This window comes from Salinimonas iocasae (assembly GCF_006228385.1).
Taxonomy (GTDB): Bacteria; Pseudomonadota; Gammaproteobacteria; order Enterobacterales; family Alteromonadaceae; genus Alteromonas; species Alteromonas iocasae.
The window spans coordinates 3,783,132-3,800,544 of record NZ_CP039852.1; the positions used below are offsets into that span (position 1 = coordinate 3,783,132).

Here is a 17,413-nt window from a genome sequence, read left to right on the forward strand (position 1 = left end):
ATTAATTGAAGTTTGTTTGAAGAAACTTTGCCACCTCACTGTAGTACTCAGCGCGATTATTCTCATCATAAAACCCGTGGGTTTCTTCATCCCGAACAAACCACTCATAAGACTTTTGAGCGTTATCCAGCGCAGTTTTCAATCGTTCAGCATGCTCAAAAGGCACGCGGCGATCTCTTTTTCCGTGCGCGATAAGAACAGGACCACCAATAGACTGAACGTGGTTCACCGGAGAAAAGTCAGCCAACTGCTTTTGGTCGGTGCCAATTGCACGTTTTAAAAAGCTTTCACCCCAAAGCTCGGTAGGTGTATCACCTTCTTCATACATCAGATTCAAATCGTAGACACCTGCCATTGATATCGCGCATTTGAACAGATCGGGTGCCAGCGATGCTGACATCAGTGCAGAATAGCCGCCAAAACTTGCCCCCATAATGCAAATATTTGCTTTATCAATATTTCCCTGCTCAGCTGCCCAGCGCGTACCATCGATAATATCCTGTTGCATTAAATCACCCCAGTGATGGTATCCGGCTTGCTGATAATCAGTACCATAACCACCCGACCCACGGTAATTAACCTGAAGCACTGCATAGCCCTGACCAGCCAGCATCTGAACATCCCGGTCGAATCCCCAATAATCACGGACACCGTGAGGCCCGCCATGCACTAATGTCACCAGGGGGACCTTTTCATCTTTAGCCTTACCTACCGGGTAAGTCAGATAGCCATGAATAAGTGTGCCGTCGGTAGCAGGAAAAGTGACCGGCTGTGTTTCAGAGAAATCATCAATACTGATATGGTTCATATTCGCCAGCAACTGAGTCAGCTGACCGGAAGACTTATCAAATAAATAGAACGTACCCGCATCAATGTCATTGTAAGCGTATAATACCCAGTATCGGCCATTACTCGACCGGCTGGTTAAAGAAAGTGAATACCCCGGCAACGCACTAAGCATACCTTTGAACAGACTTGCCTCTTCTCCTGCATCTTCAAACATCATATAAGCGGGGCGGCCGTCATCTACCCGGATTGCATAGGCATCAGTATTGTCGACCGTCACGTTAATACTACCAGGCGAAAGCGAGACCTTCTTATCCGTGTAAATCTCTTCCCGTTTACCTGTTTCAAGAGACATTCTGAACAGGCCCACTTTATCCTGTTCGAAGTTATCCAGATAGATGGCATCTTTAGCGTTGTTACTAAGCGCGACGGGCTGGAAAGCGTTGCCGAAGTTGTCAGAAACCTCACTCCACTCTTCATCAATATAGCGATATATCTTCTTATCGCCGCTTTCGTCAGTACCAATTGCCATTTTCAGATTACCCTGCTTATCAGCAAAAAAGCTGGCCTGCTGGGCGGGAGCTAACGTGACAGGTTTAAGCAATCTCCCCGTATAAATATCTAATTTATGAACTGAGGCATAGCGATAGTTTCCTTCTGACATGGGCGTAGAGGAGATTAGAATATGCCGCTTATCGTCAGGCAGAATACTTATAATTTCAGCCCAGCCTTCGGTCGCCTGTTTACGACGAATTTTGGTGTCCATACGCTCTTGCACAGTGAATCCGTAAATCATCTCACCCTGCGTACCGTCGTAGTTAACAGCATACAGCTCGCCATAGTTTGACGATTCCGTCTGCCAGGGTTTACGACGCCATATTTCCAGTACTATTCTTTCATTATTACCCCAGTAGAAATTACCCACATCTCCGCGGGTTCCCAGACTGGCCCCACCAAGAACAGAGAAATCTTTCAGGCTGAAGATGGCCAGATTTCTGGCACCTTTATCATCAAAGCTAACGGCCAGCTTACTGCCGTCGGGAGAGAGCTTAGCGCTTTGATATTTATAATTTTTGGCTATGTCGTTTAACGTAAACGTTGCCTGAGTTGAAAACGAAAAAAGTGCGAGAGAAACTAAAATAAGCAGGTGGATATACTTCATTTTTACGTCCGTGTGCATGTGTTTTGCGAATTTATTATTATGATGGTCGCAAAGCATACGAAAAGGTTATTTGCTATTCAATATCTCCTGTACCAAATTTAATGAAGTGCATAGATAACAGCAAAAACAATGATTTCTAGTCATTATCTATCGACTTCACGTATCATCAAGCGATAGCATCAAATTCGCTGATCAAAAAAGGCTATTCCTATGATTTACAGTATGACCGCATTTGCCCGTAACGAAATCAAACAGGACTGGGGTTCGGTAGTGTGGGAAATCCGCTCTGTGAACCAGCGTTTTCTTGAAACTTATTTCCGTTTACCAGAACAGTTTCGCTCACTCGAACCGATGCTTAGAGAGCGTTTTCGCAAACGGCTGCATCGTGGCAAAGTAGAGTGCAGCTTACGTTTTACTCCTTCGGATAATGCGCAGTCTACACTTACCCTTAATGAAGACCTGGCTAAACAGGTGCTACACGCAGCTGACTGGGTACAGTCTCATGGCCAGTCTACCGGTGTGAACCCGATGGATGTATTGCGCTGGCCCGGCGTGATTGCGGCCGAAGAAACCGATATGGATACGATCCTTAGCGATACGATGAGCGGGTTTGATACCGCCCTTGACCAGTTCATCGAAGCAAGAGAAGCCGAAGGTAAGACACTGAGATCACTTATAGAGCAACGTCTGGATAGTATCGAAACTGAGGTTGCCACCGTAAAAGAGAAAATGCCTGAAATCATGCAGTGGCAGCGTGAACGTATTCAGACACGTTTTGAAGAAGCAAAAATCGAATTAGATGAAGGGCGGTTTGAGCAGGAAATGATTATGCTTGCCCAAAAGGTGGATGTAGCCGAAGAAATCGATCGCCTTAACTCACATGTTAATGAGACGCGTAATATTCTTAAAAAAGGTGGTGCATGTGGTCGCAGGCTGGACTTTATGATGCAGGAGTTCAATCGTGAGGCTAACACCCTGGGCTCTAAGTCAATCAGTACAGCTATCACGCAATCGGCGGTTGAGCTAAAAGTTTTGATAGAGCAAATGCGCGAACAGATCCAGAATATTGAGTAGCAATTTCAGGCGGCTTCCCTGCCGCCATTTAAGTTTTACTGTTGCTGTCTGATAACCAGTTTGCCCGGTTCAATAGCAAGTGTCAGCGGCATGCTCGCCGCCATATTCATTAGTGTGCTACGGGTATCAAGTTCATACACAGGGTGTGTGGCGAGGTAACCGTTAAACAAAGACATAAATTTATCACTTACCGGCGCGAGGTTTCCCCGATAACCATTAGCCTCTATCGTGCTGTCCAGCAATCGTAAAGAGCGTACAAAAATGGCTTTCTTCTCTGCATCGTAAAACGGCTGGCCTTCAATCTGTAAATTCACGTCGGCAGGATACGTAAACCCGAAGGCTTTAACGGTCGCCGTTGCTTTGGTTTGTAGCATTACTACCTGCCTGTTGTCAGGACCTACCTGAATATCCATTTCTGAAACATTCAGCTCCAGCGGTATTCCGGCCAGAGAAACTTCCCTTTTGAGCTTTGAAACATGATCGTCCAGTGACGATTTCAGTTCATTTTCGCTAATACTGTAGCTTGATAAGTCATTAATAGCCGCACAACCTGACAGCATTAATAAGATACCTAGCATTCCAACAATATTTTTCATTCAGTTACTCCGTTCAGGTGGCGATGGCAATAGTCTGCTATGGTACGAATAACGAAAGCTACCTGTAATACGATCATAAGGAAACAAACGTGCTGTTACGAATCGCAATGGTTTTGCTACTTTTACAGATTGGAAGCGTCCACGCCAGTGACAAAGCTGAAATAGGTACTGTGTTGGATGATTTGCACCGTTATGCTGCTAACGCCAATATGAAAGCTTACTTTTCACTTTATAACGAAGATGCGGTATTTATCGGCACTGATGCTTCAGAAACATGGACGTTAGAAGATTTTAAGCAGTATGCCAGCCCCGTGTTTTCATCGGGCAAGGGGTGGACCTATACACCTGTCGAGCGACAAATTACAGTTGCAAAGTCAGCCCAAACTGCGTGGTTTGTGGAAATGCTACATAGCGAGACATATGGCACAACGCGAGGGACGGGTGTATTAGTAAAATCTGAAGATCAGTGGAAAATCGCACAATATCACCTGACTATACCCATACCGAATGCTATTGCCAGGGACGTTACCTCGACGATAAAGGCCATGGATAACTAACAGGCGCGGATTTAGCGCGATGTTGAAAGAAGTTGTATTTCAAGGATATGAAAAGGGCGCCTTAGGCGCCCGAAATTACTTAGGTATTGTCCTGTGTGAGCGGCTGAATTTGAAGCTCAACCCGACGATTTTGCTGTCGGTTCGATGCGCTGGTATTTGCCACTTTTGGTTGATACTCGCCCATACCTACGGTAGTGATCCGTTTAGGATTGACATTGAATGAGGTCAGCAAGTTTTTAACTGACATTGCCCGACGTTCAGACAAGGACTGGTTGTATTGCTCTGAGCCTGTGTCATCGGTATGGCCTCTAATCATCAATACTGTCTTTTCATATTCATTGATTACCTTGGCAACGTCATTCAGGACAGGATTGAACTGAGAATTAATAGCTGCACTGTCGGTAGCAAATGTAATGTCTCCAGGCATAATCAGATTAAGGTTATCACCATCTCTTACCACCTGTACGCCTGTATCGGATAACTCTTTGCGAAGCTCTTCTTCCTGACGGTCCATGTAGTTACCGATAGCACCGCCTGCAATAGCGCCTACTGCAGCACCCCATGCGTAACGACTTTTGTCATTATCGCCTGTCGCTTTACCCAGTAGCGCCCCGGCCACAGCACCTATTGCTGCGCCTTTTTGAGTGTTCGACGGATTACTGGCACATCCAGCCAGGCTAACAGCTGCGGCAACTACGCCTGCAATAAGTGTTTTCTTCATAACATCCTCGTTATTCACGGTGAATTTATTACATTACTAACAACGTAATGCATTGTAATGACTAAAGATTGCAAGAGCTGTTCCAACCCTTAAACCTGCGTATCATCAACAATACCATGCCAAGATGAATTGAAATTGAACGAAAAGAAGAAGTTAATCAGTTAATGCGTAGGAAAATAGCTACACCTTTACCATGCGATGGAAAAAAGTATTGAAATCAATATCGTAATCACTGGCTACCACCGCATTTTCGATTTGAAAACGGGTGTCGGTAGACAGATCGATATCTCTGGGCTCCAGAAAGTGGTTGCCACCCAGTGAATAAAACACTTTTACTACCGGTTTCGCTAACGAGTCATTTTGTTTAAGTACCATCGCAAGCTTTTGATTGCTGAGCTTTACCAGGCTGCCTACAGGGAAAACCCCCATACACTTTATAAACTGGTCTAGTAGCGCTTTATCAAGGCGTTCGGGAGCTTCACCGAGCAGTATTTTGATTGCTTTTTGCGATGACATACCTGCTTTATAGCAGCGGTCAGCGGTAAGTGCGTCATACATATCAGCTATAGCAAGCATGCGTCCATACCGCGAAATTTCATCGGCTTTTTTACCTACGGGATAGCCCAGCCCGTCTAGACGTTCGTGGTGCTCGCTAACAATATTAATTAGATCAGGGGCGATAGAAGACGACGCTAAGGCTTCAACTCCATAAGTGACATGCTTTTTCATTTCTTCCATTTCTGCATCTGTCAGCCTTCCGGGCTTATGCAAAATATCATCCGCTATCTGAATTTTTCCCAAATCATGCAAAAAGCCCGCGTGCGCCAGCTCCTGTACAGCGTCATTTTCTAAGCCGACGAAACGAGCAAAGTTAGCCAGTATAATCGCGACATTCAGGGAGTGCTCTAAGAGATAATCGTCCTTTTCTTTTATCTTAGTCAGACATAGCAGCGCATCCGGGTTTCTGTCTATCGATGCCACCAGCTGCTGGGAAAACTCCCGTGGTATTTGCGCATCGAATGAGAGACCTTTACCCACCGCATCCAGCAAAACCTTCTGTATATCCTTCCCTTTACGGTGTAATTTTTCTGCGGTAACAATTTCAGCGGCAAACGTGGTTTTAGCCGTATTTTGATCTTTCGATGACTTACTCTTGGGCAAGACTGTTGATTCTCGGGGAAATTCGACCTGAAGCTTTTTAACGCCTTTCTTTTTTAACGCTGTAATAATGTCCTGGGAGGATACACGTCCACTGGAAGTGACTTTAACAGACCCGTTTTGCTCAGTAATCTGTCTGACTACCATACCGGGTCGAAGCTCATCAATTGAGATAGTTTTAACGACTGACTGACTCATCTACTACAAAATTCAGACTGAAAATTACTTTTCACAGAGTAGCCTAACTTCTTCATCCCGACAATTCGTGTAACATTAAATGTAGTGAAGGTTGCCACCGAAAGCGCTGCATATTCACCTTGTTGCCTGTGACTACGACACCTTCAGCCAATAAGGCGTCTTTTTGCGTAACTGCACTATTACCATCTACGGCTATCCGACCATCGGATTTGACCACACGATGCCAGGGCAAGCTGAGACTTGAAGGTGTTGTTTTCAGCAGCCGGCCAACGAGCCTTGCTCGCCCGGGTAATCCAGCCAGGTCAGCCACCTGGCCATACGATGCGACGCAGCCTGAAGGAATGAGCGAAACGACGTGGTAGATTTGCTGGTGGCCAGCGCACTGAGGCATAATTCAGATAACCTTATCTATATCAGGCATACAAAAAGCAATGCGAGTTTATTGCAAAACATGTGGGTATCCTCAGACAACCTGCTTATGTGCTCATATTGATAGCAGAGAAGCCCCCGCAAGCGTTTTAATACTACAGCATCATCGTGAAGTCGGCCATGCGAAGAATACCGCCCGGTTGATTACACTGGGGCTAAGCAATGCAACGGTAGCAGCAGGCAAAACGAGGGAGGATTTCTCACATGTCGAAAGTAAAGTAGATGTTCAGAGCAGCGCCCTGATTTATCCGGGCGAAAAAAGTCAGCCTATAGAAAGTGCTGCATTTACTTCTAACGTGCCAAAGACGCTTGTATTTATTGATGGCTCCTGGCGACAGGCTTTTGCTTTGTATTCGCAATTACCGTGGCTCTCAGCGCTGCCCCAGTGGTGCTTTAACCATGCACCAGACAGCAACTATACAATTCGACATACCTCACAGCCGAAAAGTCTGTCCACTCTGGAAGCAGTTGCCTACTCATTAAAAACCGGCTATGGCTTCGATTCCGACCCACTGTTGGCACTACAAACCGCTATGCAAAACAGCTGGCAGGGACCGGCTCATCATCGCCGCTAATCAGTCACCCAGCCAATAGCCATATCACTGTCAGTAAGATAAAGGCACCTGCAATCAAATAACGCTGAAATGATGTGGTCAGACTAAATCGATGGGCCTTTAAGTCACTGCGCTGTTGCAACAGTTTCTTTATAGCTAACTGCAGGGCCTGTTCGGGGTACTGCCCTTTATTCCGCAAAAAATGTAATTTACGAGCATTGCTTTGCAATGCTGATTCGCAGTAAATACGTGCTCGTTTAACCTCAACAGCGCTTTGGTAAATCAATGCAATAGCTATCAGAAGTGTCAGTGCACTAAAAGCCAAAGCTACCCATCGAAGAGCTGGGATAGCCGCGCTGACTACCTGCCACAGGCACAATGAAAAACTAACCTGTAAAATGATGAGCTGGCTGATTAGATGCAATTGATGGCTTGTTTTTAAGGCTGCGGGATTATCTATCTTCACCGGCAAAAATTGTTTGCGTAAAAAATACGGCAATGTTGCGCACTGATAAAGAAACACACCTGATACCATCAATAACAGGAACGTTATTACTGTGAAACTGGTTTCGTTCGGGTAAGGTGCCAGCATGGCGTTTTCATTATTGGCTACAAGCACGGTAAAGCTGGCAATAGCTGCTATAAAAAGCTGATTTCGAAGTCTGTTTACAGATTTTCGCCGAAAGTAGCGTAACTCACATAACTTATTTTGATGTAGAAGATGATGCATCAAAAAGCTGTGTTGTCTGCGCAGAATTATGCGTAAGGATATCCACAAAAGGCTTGTAGCGAGCATTAATACTACAGGATCGCGAAGCGTTCCCAAATTCATAGTGCTGTCTCTGAATATTTGATTATGAAACAACATAATCAGAACCTGAATACTCAAAGCGGCCAGCAAATAGCAGGCAGGGGGAAGCCAAATACGACTTTTAGACGGCTGTGGATAAGAAATGGTTATATTCATAAAGGGCTTTTATATACTGCTTAAAAGTCCTTAACACTGTTGTCTTGCTATCTGTCATCCAGTAGATAGCTTATTATTTTTATAGTCTGGCGGTGATAAGTTTACGTCGTTAGTACGTTTACTGACAATTAATTTAATCCTTTTTCATTAATAATTTATGACCAGGCATAAAAAAGCCCGGTCGAAACCGGGCTTTAAATACTAATGTTGCTGAAAACTATTTACGCAGCTTTTGAATCAAGCGTAATTGCGCGATGGCTTCTGCCAGTTCCTGCGCAGCTTCTGCGTAGTTAAAATCAGCGCCTGGATTGGCGATGTGCTCTTCTGCACGACGTTTTGCTTCTTCTGCGGCCTGTTCGTCCAAATCTTCTGCACGAACTGCCGTGTCTGCCAACACGGTTACATTGCCAGGCTGTACTTCCAGTACGCCACCAGCAACATAAATAACTTCTTCTTCACCGTGTTGTTTAACCAAACGCACCATACCAGGTTTAATTGCAGTGATCAGTGGCGCGTGACCCGGGTGGATACCCAGTTCACCTTCGCTGCCGGTCACCTGTATGGTTTCTACGCGACCAGAAAAAATCTGCTCTTCTGCGCTTACTACATCCAGATGAACTGTCATAGCTGCCATTTAAACCTCCAAAGTCGGTAGTCAACGTAAGCAAACAGGCGGTTGCTATCAACCGCCTATAAAATTACGCCTTCTTGGCTTTCTCTGCAGCTTCTTCAATTGAGCCAACCATGTAGAAGGCCTGCTCTGGCAGATCGTCATACTCACCGTCCAGGATAGCTTTAAAGCCACTGATAGTGTCTTTAAGCGGTACATATTTACCTGGAGCACCAGTGAATACTTCTGCTACGAAGAATGGCTGCGACAAGAAGCGCTGAATCTTACGTGCACGGGTAACAACCAGCTTGTCTTCTTCAGACAGCTCGTCCATACCCAAAATCGCGATAATGTCTTTCAGCTCTTTATAACGCTGCAATACTGTTTGAACACGACGCGCAACATCATAATGCTCCTGACCAATAACCAGAGGGTCAAGCTGACGTGATGTAGAATCCAGTGGATCAACGGCAGGGTAGATACCCAGTGACGCGATGTCACGAGACAATACAACCGTAGCGTCCAAGTGAGCAAACGTGGTTGCTGGTGACGGGTCAGTCAAGTCATCGGCTGGTACGTATACCGCCTGGATAGACGTGATTGAGCCAGTCTTAGTAGACGTGATACGTTCCTGTAGAACACCCATTTCCTCAGCCAGTGTAGGCTGATAACCTACCGCTGAAGGCATACGACCCAACAGTGCTGATACCTCAGTACCTGCAAGCGTGTAACGGTAGATGTTATCTACGAAGAACAGAACGTCACGACCTTCGTCACGGAATTTCTCTGCCATCGTCAGACCTGTCAGAGCAACACGCAGACGGTTACCCGGTGGCTCGTTCATCTGACCGTATACCAGAGATACTTTATCCAGTACGTTTGAGTCGTTCATTTCGTGATAGAAATCGTTACCCTCACGCGTACGCTCACCAACACCAGCAAATACAGAGTAACCACTGTGCTCGATAGCGATGTTACGGATAAGCTCCATCATGTTTACGGTTTTACCAACACCGGCACCACCGAACAGACCAACTTTACCACCCTTAGCGAAAGGACAAACAAGGTCGATAACCTTGATACCCGTTTCAAGAATTTCCAGGCTGTTAGACTGCTCTTCATAGCTTGGTGCAGCGCGGTGAATCGACATGCGCTCTTCTTCACCAATTGGGCCCGCTTCATCGATCGGATTACCCAATACGTCCATGATACGGCCAAGCGTTTTAGTACCTACTGGTACCATGATTGGACCGTTGGTATTTTCTACCGCCAGACCACGCTTAAGACCATCAGTAGTACCCATTGCGATTGCTCGAACAATGCCACCACCTAATTGCTGTTGCACTTCCAGGGTCAGCCCGGATAAGTCACCTTCGGTAACTCGTAGTGCGTCGTATACACCAGGAACCGCATCTTGTGGAAATTCAATATCCACAACGGCACCGATGATTTGGACGACCTTACCTTGACTCATAATTTGTCCTCGTTATCTCTTATAAACCTTTGCCTACACCGCTGCCGCGCCGCTCACAATCTCACTGATTTCTTGTGTGATTGCGGCCTGACGTGCTTTGTTGTATACCAGTTGCAGATCGTCAATAAGATTGCCGGCATTATCTGTTGCGGCTTTCATCGCTACCATTCGGGCAGCTTGTTCTGACGCAGCGTTTTCTACAACGCCCTGATATACCTGAGACTCAACATAGCGAACCATTAATGATTCCAATATTTCTTTTGGATCCGGTTCGTAGATGTAGTCCCAGCGGTGCTGATATGCATCGTCTTCTGACTTTGGCAAAGGCAGTAGCTGATTGACCACTGGTGTTTGTGTCATCGTATTAACGAAGTCATTGAAAACCAGAAAAACCTTATCCAGCTTTCCTTCGTCGAATGCTTTAAGCATTACACGAACAACACCAACAACATCGCTCACAGATGGTTTGTCGCCCAATCCGGATTCAGCAGCAAGCAACTTACCACCGAAACGATTGAAAAAGGCGCATGCCTTAGAACCTAAGGCTGCAAAATCCACCTCTACCCCTTTTTCACGCCATTCTTTGACGTCCTGGGTAACACGCTTAAATTCGTTCGAGTTTAAGCCACCGCAAAGTCCGCGGTCTGTGGAGATCACAATATAACCAACCCGTTTTACTTCGCGCTCCTCAAGGTAAGGATGACGGTATTCCAGGTTACCATTTGCGATATGACCAATCACTTTAAGCATGTTGTGTGCATATGGACGGCCAGTAGCCATACGTTCCTGCGCCTTTTTCATTTTAGACGCCGCAACCATTTCCATAGCACTGGTAATCTTTTGAGTATTCTTAATACTCCCAATCTTACCTTTTATCTCTTTACCGCTAGCCATGACTATCTCCCGTTAACCCAACAATGTGCCGACCATACGGTCAGCACCCGTGATTACCACGTTTGTGTCTCTTTGAATTTCTTCAAAGCTTCATCTAACTTGGCAGCAATCTCGTCGTTGTAGTTACCAGATTCATTGATAGTCTTCATCAGGTCAGCGTGCTCACTGTTCATGTATGAATGCAGTGATGCTTCGAAGTCCAGAATCTTGTTTTGCTCAACGCCCTTCAGGAAGCCTTTTTCAACAGCAAACAAAGAAACACCCATGTCAGCAATTGACAGTGGCGTATATTGCTTCTGTTTCATCAGCTCAGTAACACGTTCACCGTGCTCAAGCTGCTCACGCGTTGCATCGTCAAGGTCAGAGGCAAACTGAGAGAAAGCCGCTAGTTCACGATACTGTGCAAGGGCAAGACGAATACCGCCACCCAGCTTCTTGATGATTTTCGTTTGTGCTGAACCACCAACACGTGATACTGAAATACCGGCGTTAACCGCAGGACGGATACCCGCATTAAACAGGTCAGTTTCCAAGAAGATCTGACCGTCGGTAATTGAGATTACGTTGGTTGGTACGAACGCAGAAACGTCACCAGCCTGGGTTTCGATGATAGGCAATGCGGTTAGTGAACCAGTTTTGCCTTTCACTTCACCGTTAGTGAAGCGCTCAACATAGTGCTCGTTAACACGTGCTGCACGCTCAAGCAGGCGAGAGTGAAGATAGAAAACATCACCCGGGTACGCTTCACGACCAGGAGGACGCTTAAGCAGCAATGAAATCTGACGATAAGCAACAGCTTGCTTCGACAAATCATCATATACGATTAGCGCGTCTTCACCACGGTCACGGAAGTATTCACCCATGGTACAACCAGAGTAAGGTGCCAGGTACTGCAATGCAGCAGATTCTGACGCAGAAGCAGCAACGACAATGGTGTGTTCCATTGCGCCGTGCTCTTCAAGTTTGCGTACAACGTTTGAGATAGTCGATGCTTTCTGACCAACTGCAACGTACACACACTTAATGCCTGTGCCTTTCTGATTGATGATGGCATCAACAGCCATCGCTGTTTTACCAGTCTGACGGTCACCGATGATTAGCTCACGCTGACCACGACCAACCGGAATCATTGAGTCAACAGATTTATAACCTGTTTGTACAGGCTGATCGACTGATTGACGATCGATAACACCTGGTGCAATTTTCTCAACAGGTTCAAACCCTGCTGCATCAATCGCGCCCTTACCGTCGATAGGCTCACCCAGCGTGTTTACAACACGACCCAGCAGACCATTACCAACCGGTACTTCAAGAATACGACCAGATGATTGTACTTTTGTGCCTTCTGTCAGATCCGCATAAGGACCCATTACAACCGCACCAACAGAGTCTCGCTCAAGGTTTAGTGCAATCGCGTAACGACCACCAGGAAGCTCAATCATTTCACCTTGCATGACATCTGCAAGGCCATGGATACGGATAATACCGTCAGTTACAGCAACGATTGTTCCTTCGTTGCGTGCTTCACTGGTTACATTGAACTGTTCAATTCTCTTTTTGATCAGTTCTGCAATTTCAGTGGAATTAAGTTGCATGCTCTTATCCCCGTTATGCTTGCAACGTGTCCGCCAGACGTTCCAGTTTTGCTTTTACTGAGCCGTCGATAACTGTATCTCCGGCTTGTACAACAAAACCGGCGAGCAGGGCAGGATTCACGTTACAATTAAGCTTCACTTTACGTGCCAAACGTTCTTCTAATGTTGCCTTAATCTTGGACTGTTGCTCAGCGTCTAACTCAGAGGCTGAAGTCAGTTCAACTTCCACCTCTTTGTCATATTCCGCTTTAAAAGCAGTAAACAGTTCACTGATTTCAGGTAAGGCAAGCAAACGTTCATTTTCTGCCAGAACTTTTACAAAGTTCTGACCATGTTGATCGAGTTGTTCACCACAGATATTGATAAACATGTCAGCCAGGGTCTCTGCTGCAACCGCACCGGTAAGGTACTGGTTCATTTCAGCATTAGTAGCGACCTGGCCGGCAAAGTTCAACATCTCATGCCATTTGGGCACGGCGTTGTGCTCGACCGCAAAATCGAAAGCCGCTTTAGCATAAGGACGAGCAACGGTTGTCAATTCAGACATGGCTCATCTCCTTCGTTAAAGCTCAGCGACAAGTTTTTCAACAATGTCGTTTTGTGCTTGAGCATCGATTTCACGTTGAAGAATGCGCTCAGCGCCGATAACTGCCAGGGCAGCAACCTGCTTGCGTAATTCTTCTTTGGCACGATTGCGTTCAGCTTCAATTTCGGCATAACCGGATGCGATAATTTTTTCGCGTTCGGCCTGACCCTTCTGCGTCTCTTCATCAACAAGTTGATTAGCACGCTTCTTGGCCTGTTCGATAATTTCAGCTGCTTGCGCTTTCGCCTCTTTCAATTGCTCGGTGGCTTTTTCCCGTGCAAGTTCAAGGTCTTTCTCAGCACGATCAGAAGCCTCAAGACCATCGGCAATCTTCTTCTGACGTTCTTCAATCGCGTTTAGCAACGGTGGCCAAACGTACTTCATGCAGAACCACACAAAGACGATGAACGCGATTAATTGACCTATTAGAGTGGCGTTAATATTCACAACCGCTCCTCCTCATAATGTTCGCTAATAGACTGTAAGTTTAAAAAATTAAGCACCAACAGCGAACAGAAGGTAAAGAGCGATACCAACACCAATCATCGCGATGGCGTCGATAAGACCCGCTACGATGAACATCTTAACTTGCAGTTGAGGGGCCAGTTCAGGTTGACGAGCAGCAGATTCAAGGAATTTACCACCTAGCAGACCGAAACCAATAGCAGTACCCAGGGCACCCAGACCGATTAATAGTGCAACAGCGATGTATAACATTTACGTCTCCGATTTAAGTTAATTTTAAAGTTGAAAGTTAAATTTGATGGTACCAGCCGACTATAGCCTGCTGGTACCGGTACTTCGTTAGTGGTCTTCGTGCGCCAGGCTCAGATACACGATAGTCAGCATCATGAAAATAAAGGCCTGAAGAACGATAACCAAAATGTGGAACACAGCCCATGGGAAGTGAAGTGGCAACTGCCACAAGCCCAGAGTCGCGATAAGAATAAAGATAAGCTCACCGGCATAAAGGTTACCGAATAACCGCAGCGCCAGTGAGAACGGGCGAGCCAGCAGCGTAACACTTTCCAGGATGAAGTTAACCGGAATCATCGACCAGTGATTGAAAGGCTGCATAGTCAGCTCTTTGGCAAAGCCGCCAATACCTTTAACTTTAATTGAATAGAACAGAATCAGTACGAATACACCCAGACCCAGTGCCAGTGGCAAGTTAAGGTCAGTAGTAGGTACCACTTTCATGTAAACGTGGTGCGGATCAACACCGGTAGCTGCCGCGCCGATTTGACCAGCCACCCAGGGCAGGAAGTCAACAGGTACAAGGTCCATCAGGTTCATCAGGAAAACCCAGACGAATATTGTCAGACCCAACGGTGCAATCAGATTGTTTTTGCCATGAAATGAGTCACGCACGTTGTCGTTAACAAATTCCACAACCATTTCAACGAATGCCTGTGTTTTGCTCGGTACGCCCGTGGTGGCTTTTTTCGCTACCCGGCGAAATAGCCATAAAAACGCTACGCCTAACAGAATAGACCAGCCCAGAGTATCAATATTCCATACCCAAAAGCCTGCTTCCTGACACGCAGTGTTTGCCTCTTCCAGTCCCTTACCATAGTTTGTCTGCAGACCATCGTCTGTCATACACATGGTGGCATTGGTCAAGTGGTGGAGAATATACTCTTGTGTTGTTTGCTCAGATGCCATGTTTTAACCCAAAGTTGAAAGTGTAAAATCGGTTTAACGCTTCATGACCTCTGTTTAGTAGGCCGGCAACTTTTTATTTATTGTTTGTGCTGCTGAAGCAGAGCCAGCCAATAGCTGACTGTTGCTATTGCAAATCCGCCGATTAACGCGAGCGGGTCAACGTGTAACCCTTTAAATGCAATAACAAATAAAATAAAACTTATAGCCAGTTTAATCTTTGCACCCTGGCTAAAACTGCGGGCAACCTGCTGATTTTGGCGGGCCCCGGCGTACCTAAACGCAAATACGGCGAAAATACTGTTTGGAAGAATGCTTATCAGCGACCCCATCGCCACTGAAATGGCCTGATGCGACCCCATCGTCAGCCAGACCGCCATTACCAAAACTGTTGATACCAGAAGTTGTGCAACTAGCGCTTTTCTGGCCAGATTTTTGCCCTCTCGGGCCAGGTCGCTTCGCACGGCGTTTCTCTTTTACTTCTGCTCAACCAAAAAGCGTCAGAAGTATACTGTTTTAACGATATTTTTCAACAGCACATCGCGTTTTGTAAGTGCTTATGAAAATTTTCTGTCTGTATTTCGTTACGGTGCATTTTGACCACGAAACGTTCTGTTCACTTTCCAAACAGCTAATTAAACATTCTTCGTCAGCGGTGACTAGTGGATTTTCGACAAAATTCCGTCAAGTTGTTCCAAATCACTGAAACTTATTGTAATTTTCCCTTTACCTTTTGCATTGTGGTCAATATTGACTGCGGTACCCAAATTTTCAGATAGTCGGTTCATCAGATTCTGAACATCCGGGTCAATTTTCTTTTCAGGCTTCGGCGCGGCGGGCTCAAGGTATTTACGTACCAGTTTTTCGGTATCTCGTACCGTCAGAGCTTTACCCGAAACTATCTGAGCGGCTTCTGTTTGTTGCTCACCCTCCAGGGCTAGCAGGGCGCGGGCATGTCCCATTTCGATGTCACCGTGTTCCAGCAAAAGCTTTACATCATCGTTGAGATTATTAAGTCTGAGCAGATTTGTCACCGATGTACGCGACTTACCAACAGCTTCAGCCACTTCAGCATGAGTGAGTTCAAACTCTTTCATCAGGCGATTCAGCGCCTGCGCCTCTTCCATTGCATTTAAGTCCTCGCGCTGAATATTCTCAATTAGCGCAATTGCAACAGCGGCTTCATCGGGCACGTCCTTGATCAGACACGGCACATTATCAAGTTGGGCCATTTGCGCCGCACGCCATCTTCGCTCACCGGCGATAATTTCGTAACTGTTCTTATCCGTTTGGCGGACAACAATAGGCTGGATGACACCTTGAGAGCGAATTGAGGACGCCAGTTCTTCCAGTGCATCAGGCGACATATCTTTACGCGGCTGATATTTCCCTGGCTTGAGATATTCGATAGGCAATTTGCTTAATTCAGATTCAACCGGTGTCAGGTCTGATGATGCTTGTTCCTGTTGTTTTTGTGCTGAAGACTGACTCGTCGCCAACAGGGCATCCAGTCCTCGCCCAAGTCCTCTTTTTTTCGCTGACATAGTTTCCTCAATAACTCACAAAATACTGCTTTTAAAAAGCAACATTAAATCAACTGGCCTTGGCAGCCTGCATCCCGGCTTTATCGCGACGGCGTAGTATTTCTCCGGCCAGCGCCAGGTACGCTTTGGCACCCGTTGACGATTTGTCATAGTACATTGCAGGTGTACCAAAGCTAGGTGCTTCTGCAAGACGTACATTGCGGGGAATCACTGTGCGATAAACCTGCTCACCAAAATGCCGTTTTAACTGTTCGGAGACATCATTGGCCAGGCGATTACGCGGGTCATACATGGTGCGTAAAACGCCTTCTATTTTCAGGTCCGGATTAACTACCGAGGCCAGCTTGGAAATAGTATCCATCAATGCAGTTAAGCCTTCCAATGCATAATATTCGCACTGCATCGGCACCAGTACAGAATCTGCTGCGGCTAGCGCATTTACCGTTAATTGATTGAGGGAAGGCGGGCAATCAATAAAAACGAAATCATAATAATCCATGACCGGCTTAAGCGAGTTTCGTAGCCGAACCTCACGAGCAAACATTTCCATCAGCTTGATTTCTGCAGCGGTTACATCGCCATTGGCAGGAATAATGTCGTACTTGCCCGAGGTATCTTTGACCACGACCTCTTCTACCGGCTTTTCTTCAATAAGCAACTCGAAGCAAGTCGCGGGCACATCGTATTTGTCCAGGCCACTGCCCATTGTGGCGTTACCCTGCGGATCCAAATCAATAAGCAGCACTTTACGCTTAGTCGCTGCCATGGAGGCCGCCACATTTACAGCGGTGGTTGTTTTACCCACGCCGCCTTTCTGATTCGCAATTGCGATAACCTTTGCCACAC

The 17,413-nt window shown here is 46.2% G+C and carries 20 protein-coding genes; 3 read left to right on the forward strand and 17 right to left on the reverse strand.

All coding sequences use genetic code 11. From position 1 onward, the window contains the following. Position 1: 1 nt before the first annotated feature. Positions 2-1,948: an alpha/beta hydrolase family protein gene (locus FBQ74_RS17030; protein WP_168190701.1), complete on the reverse strand. Its 1,947-nt coding sequence runs from the start codon at positions 1,946-1,948 to the stop codon at positions 2-4. A 210-nt stretch (positions 1,949-2,158) separates the two neighbouring features. Here FBQ74_RS17030 and FBQ74_RS17035 point away from each other — a divergent pair, with 210 nt between their 5' ends. Further along, positions 2,159-3,022: a YicC/YloC family endoribonuclease gene (locus tag FBQ74_RS17035; RefSeq protein ID WP_139757804.1), complete on the forward strand. Its 864-nt coding sequence runs from the start codon at positions 2,159-2,161 to the stop codon at positions 3,020-3,022. Between the two features lie 35 nt (positions 3,023-3,057). On the opposite strand, the gene FBQ74_RS17040 is transcribed toward FBQ74_RS17035, so the two are convergent. Further along, complete coding sequence (locus FBQ74_RS17040; protein ID WP_139757805.1) at positions 3,058-3,618, reverse strand: DUF1439 domain-containing protein; 561 nt, start codon at positions 3,616-3,618, stop codon at positions 3,058-3,060. An 89-nt stretch (positions 3,619-3,707) separates the two neighbouring features. Between FBQ74_RS17040 and FBQ74_RS17045 the strand changes: the two genes are divergently transcribed. Further along, positions 3,708-4,175, forward strand: a complete 468-nt coding sequence (locus tag FBQ74_RS17045) for a nuclear transport factor 2 family protein (RefSeq protein WP_232371949.1) — start codon at positions 3,708-3,710, stop codon at positions 4,173-4,175. A 79-nt stretch (positions 4,176-4,254) separates the two neighbouring features. Here FBQ74_RS17045 and FBQ74_RS17050 read toward each other — a convergent pair whose 3' ends face one another. The 3 genes from FBQ74_RS17050 to FBQ74_RS17060 all read right to left on the reverse strand — a co-directional run bounded on the left by FBQ74_RS17050 (position 4,255) and on the right by FBQ74_RS17060 (position 6,643). Next, positions 4,255-4,896, reverse strand: coding sequence for an OmpA family protein (locus FBQ74_RS17050; RefSeq protein WP_139757806.1), 642 nt, complete (start codon positions 4,894-4,896; stop codon positions 4,255-4,257). Positions 4,897-5,076: 180 nt separating this feature from the next. Further along, entirely contained in the window at positions 5,077-6,252 is a 1,176-nt protein-coding gene (locus tag FBQ74_RS17055) for an HD-GYP domain-containing protein (protein WP_139757807.1), read from the reverse strand. Positions 6,253-6,304: 52 nt separating this feature from the next. Further along, positions 6,305-6,643: an MGMT family protein gene (locus tag FBQ74_RS17060; RefSeq protein WP_139757808.1), complete on the reverse strand. Its 339-nt coding sequence runs from the start codon at positions 6,641-6,643 to the stop codon at positions 6,305-6,307. A gap of 40 nt (positions 6,644-6,683) precedes the next feature. On the opposite strand from FBQ74_RS17060, the gene FBQ74_RS17065 reads away from it, so the two are divergent. Beyond that, positions 6,684-7,256: a tRNA-uridine aminocarboxypropyltransferase gene (locus FBQ74_RS17065; protein WP_139757809.1), complete on the forward strand. Its 573-nt coding sequence runs from the start codon at positions 6,684-6,686 to the stop codon at positions 7,254-7,256. Positions 7,257-7,260: 4 nt separating this feature from the next. On the opposite strand, the gene FBQ74_RS17070 is transcribed toward FBQ74_RS17065, so the two are convergent. The 12 genes from FBQ74_RS17070 to FBQ74_RS17125 form a co-directional block, all read right to left on the reverse strand. Continuing rightward, positions 7,261-8,103: a hypothetical protein gene (locus tag FBQ74_RS17070; protein WP_168190702.1), complete on the reverse strand. Its 843-nt coding sequence runs from the start codon at positions 8,101-8,103 to the stop codon at positions 7,261-7,263. Between the two features lie 316 nt (positions 8,104-8,419). Further along, positions 8,420-8,836 (reverse strand): F0F1 ATP synthase subunit epsilon, encoded by a 417-nt coding sequence (locus FBQ74_RS17075; protein WP_139757811.1) that lies wholly within the window; start codon positions 8,834-8,836, stop codon positions 8,420-8,422. A gap of 64 nt (positions 8,837-8,900) precedes the next feature. Then, positions 8,901-10,286, reverse strand: a complete 1,386-nt coding sequence (gene atpD / locus FBQ74_RS17080; RefSeq protein WP_139757812.1) for a F0F1 ATP synthase subunit beta — start codon at positions 10,284-10,286, stop codon at positions 8,901-8,903. 33 nt (positions 10,287-10,319) lie between these two features. Then, complete coding sequence (gene atpG, locus FBQ74_RS17085; RefSeq protein ID WP_139757813.1) at positions 10,320-11,180, reverse strand: F0F1 ATP synthase subunit gamma; 861 nt, start codon at positions 11,178-11,180, stop codon at positions 10,320-10,322. Positions 11,181-11,233: 53 nt separating this feature from the next. After that, positions 11,234-12,775 (reverse strand): F0F1 ATP synthase subunit alpha, encoded by a 1,542-nt coding sequence (gene atpA, locus FBQ74_RS17090; RefSeq protein ID WP_139757814.1) that lies wholly within the window; start codon positions 12,773-12,775, stop codon positions 11,234-11,236. A 13-nt stretch (positions 12,776-12,788) separates the two neighbouring features. Next, on the reverse strand, positions 12,789-13,322 hold the full coding sequence (gene atpH, locus FBQ74_RS17095) for a F0F1 ATP synthase subunit delta (RefSeq protein WP_139757815.1): 534 nt from the start codon (positions 13,320-13,322) through the stop codon (positions 12,789-12,791). 15 nt (positions 13,323-13,337) lie between these two features. Continuing rightward, positions 13,338-13,808 carry a F0F1 ATP synthase subunit B gene (gene atpF, locus FBQ74_RS17100; protein WP_139757816.1) on the reverse strand — a complete coding sequence of 157 codons (471 nt, stop codon included), beginning with the start codon at positions 13,806-13,808 and terminating at the stop codon, positions 13,338-13,340. Positions 13,809-13,856: 48 nt separating this feature from the next. Then, entirely contained in the window at positions 13,857-14,078 is a 222-nt protein-coding gene (atpE, locus tag FBQ74_RS17105; protein WP_012520222.1) for a F0F1 ATP synthase subunit C, read from the reverse strand. Positions 14,079-14,165: 87 nt separating this feature from the next. Next, positions 14,166-15,026 (reverse strand): F0F1 ATP synthase subunit A, encoded by an 861-nt coding sequence (gene atpB / locus FBQ74_RS17110; protein WP_139757817.1) that lies wholly within the window; start codon positions 15,024-15,026, stop codon positions 14,166-14,168. 77 nt (positions 15,027-15,103) lie between these two features. Beyond that, positions 15,104-15,487: an ATP synthase subunit I gene (locus FBQ74_RS17115; protein WP_139757818.1), complete on the reverse strand. Its 384-nt coding sequence runs from the start codon at positions 15,485-15,487 to the stop codon at positions 15,104-15,106. A gap of 195 nt (positions 15,488-15,682) precedes the next feature. Then, on the reverse strand, positions 15,683-16,567 hold the full coding sequence (locus tag FBQ74_RS17120) for a ParB/RepB/Spo0J family partition protein (protein ID WP_139757819.1): 885 nt from the start codon (positions 16,565-16,567) through the stop codon (positions 15,683-15,685). 49 nt (positions 16,568-16,616) lie between these two features. Beyond that, positions 16,617-17,411, reverse strand: coding sequence for a ParA family protein (locus FBQ74_RS17125; protein WP_139757820.1), 795 nt, complete (start codon positions 17,409-17,411; stop codon positions 16,617-16,619). Positions 17,412-17,413: the final 2 nt, after the last annotated feature.

Bases quoted from the DNA above. Each gene is read 5' to 3' on its own strand.
- FBQ74_RS17030 (WP_168190701.1), bottom strand. From the start codon at position 1,948: ATGAAGTATATCCACCTGCTTATTTTAGTTTCTCTCGCACTTTTTTCG.
- FBQ74_RS17035 (WP_139757804.1), top strand. From the start codon at position 2,159: ATGATTTACAGTATGACCGCATTTGCCCGTAACGAAATCAAACAGGAC.
- FBQ74_RS17040 (WP_139757805.1), bottom strand. From the start codon at position 3,618: ATGAAAAATATTGTTGGAATGCTAGGTATCTTATTAATGCTGTCAGGT.
- FBQ74_RS17050 (WP_139757806.1), bottom strand. From the start codon at position 4,896: ATGAAGAAAACACTTATTGCAGGCGTAGTTGCCGCAGCTGTTAGCCTG.
- FBQ74_RS17055 (WP_139757807.1), bottom strand. From the start codon at position 6,252: ATGAGTCAGTCAGTCGTTAAAACTATCTCAATTGATGAGCTTCGACCC.
- FBQ74_RS17060 (WP_139757808.1), bottom strand. From the start codon at position 6,643: ATGCCTCAGTGCGCTGGCCACCAGCAAATCTACCACGTCGTTTCGCTC.
- FBQ74_RS17065 (WP_139757809.1), top strand. From the start codon at position 6,684: ATGCGAGTTTATTGCAAAACATGTGGGTATCCTCAGACAACCTGCTTA.
- FBQ74_RS17070 (WP_168190702.1), bottom strand. From the start codon at position 8,103: ATGTTGTTTCATAATCAAATATTCAGAGACAGCACTATGAATTTGGGA.
- FBQ74_RS17075 (WP_139757811.1), bottom strand. From the start codon at position 8,836: ATGGCAGCTATGACAGTTCATCTGGATGTAGTAAGCGCAGAAGAGCAG.
- atpD (WP_139757812.1), bottom strand. From the start codon at position 10,286: ATGAGTCAAGGTAAGGTCGTCCAAATCATCGGTGCCGTTGTGGATATT.
- atpG (WP_139757813.1), bottom strand. From the start codon at position 11,180: ATGGCTAGCGGTAAAGAGATAAAAGGTAAGATTGGGAGTATTAAGAAT.
- atpA (WP_139757814.1), bottom strand. From the start codon at position 12,775: ATGCAACTTAATTCCACTGAAATTGCAGAACTGATCAAAAAGAGAATT.
- atpH (WP_139757815.1), bottom strand. From the start codon at position 13,322: ATGTCTGAATTGACAACCGTTGCTCGTCCTTATGCTAAAGCGGCTTTC.
- atpE (WP_012520222.1), bottom strand. From the start codon at position 14,078: ATGTTATACATCGCTGTTGCACTATTAATCGGTCTGGGTGCCCTGGGT.
- atpB (WP_139757817.1), bottom strand. From the start codon at position 15,026: ATGGCATCTGAGCAAACAACACAAGAGTATATTCTCCACCACTTGACC.
- FBQ74_RS17120 (WP_139757819.1), bottom strand. From the start codon at position 16,567: ATGTCAGCGAAAAAAAGAGGACTTGGGCGAGGACTGGATGCCCTGTTG.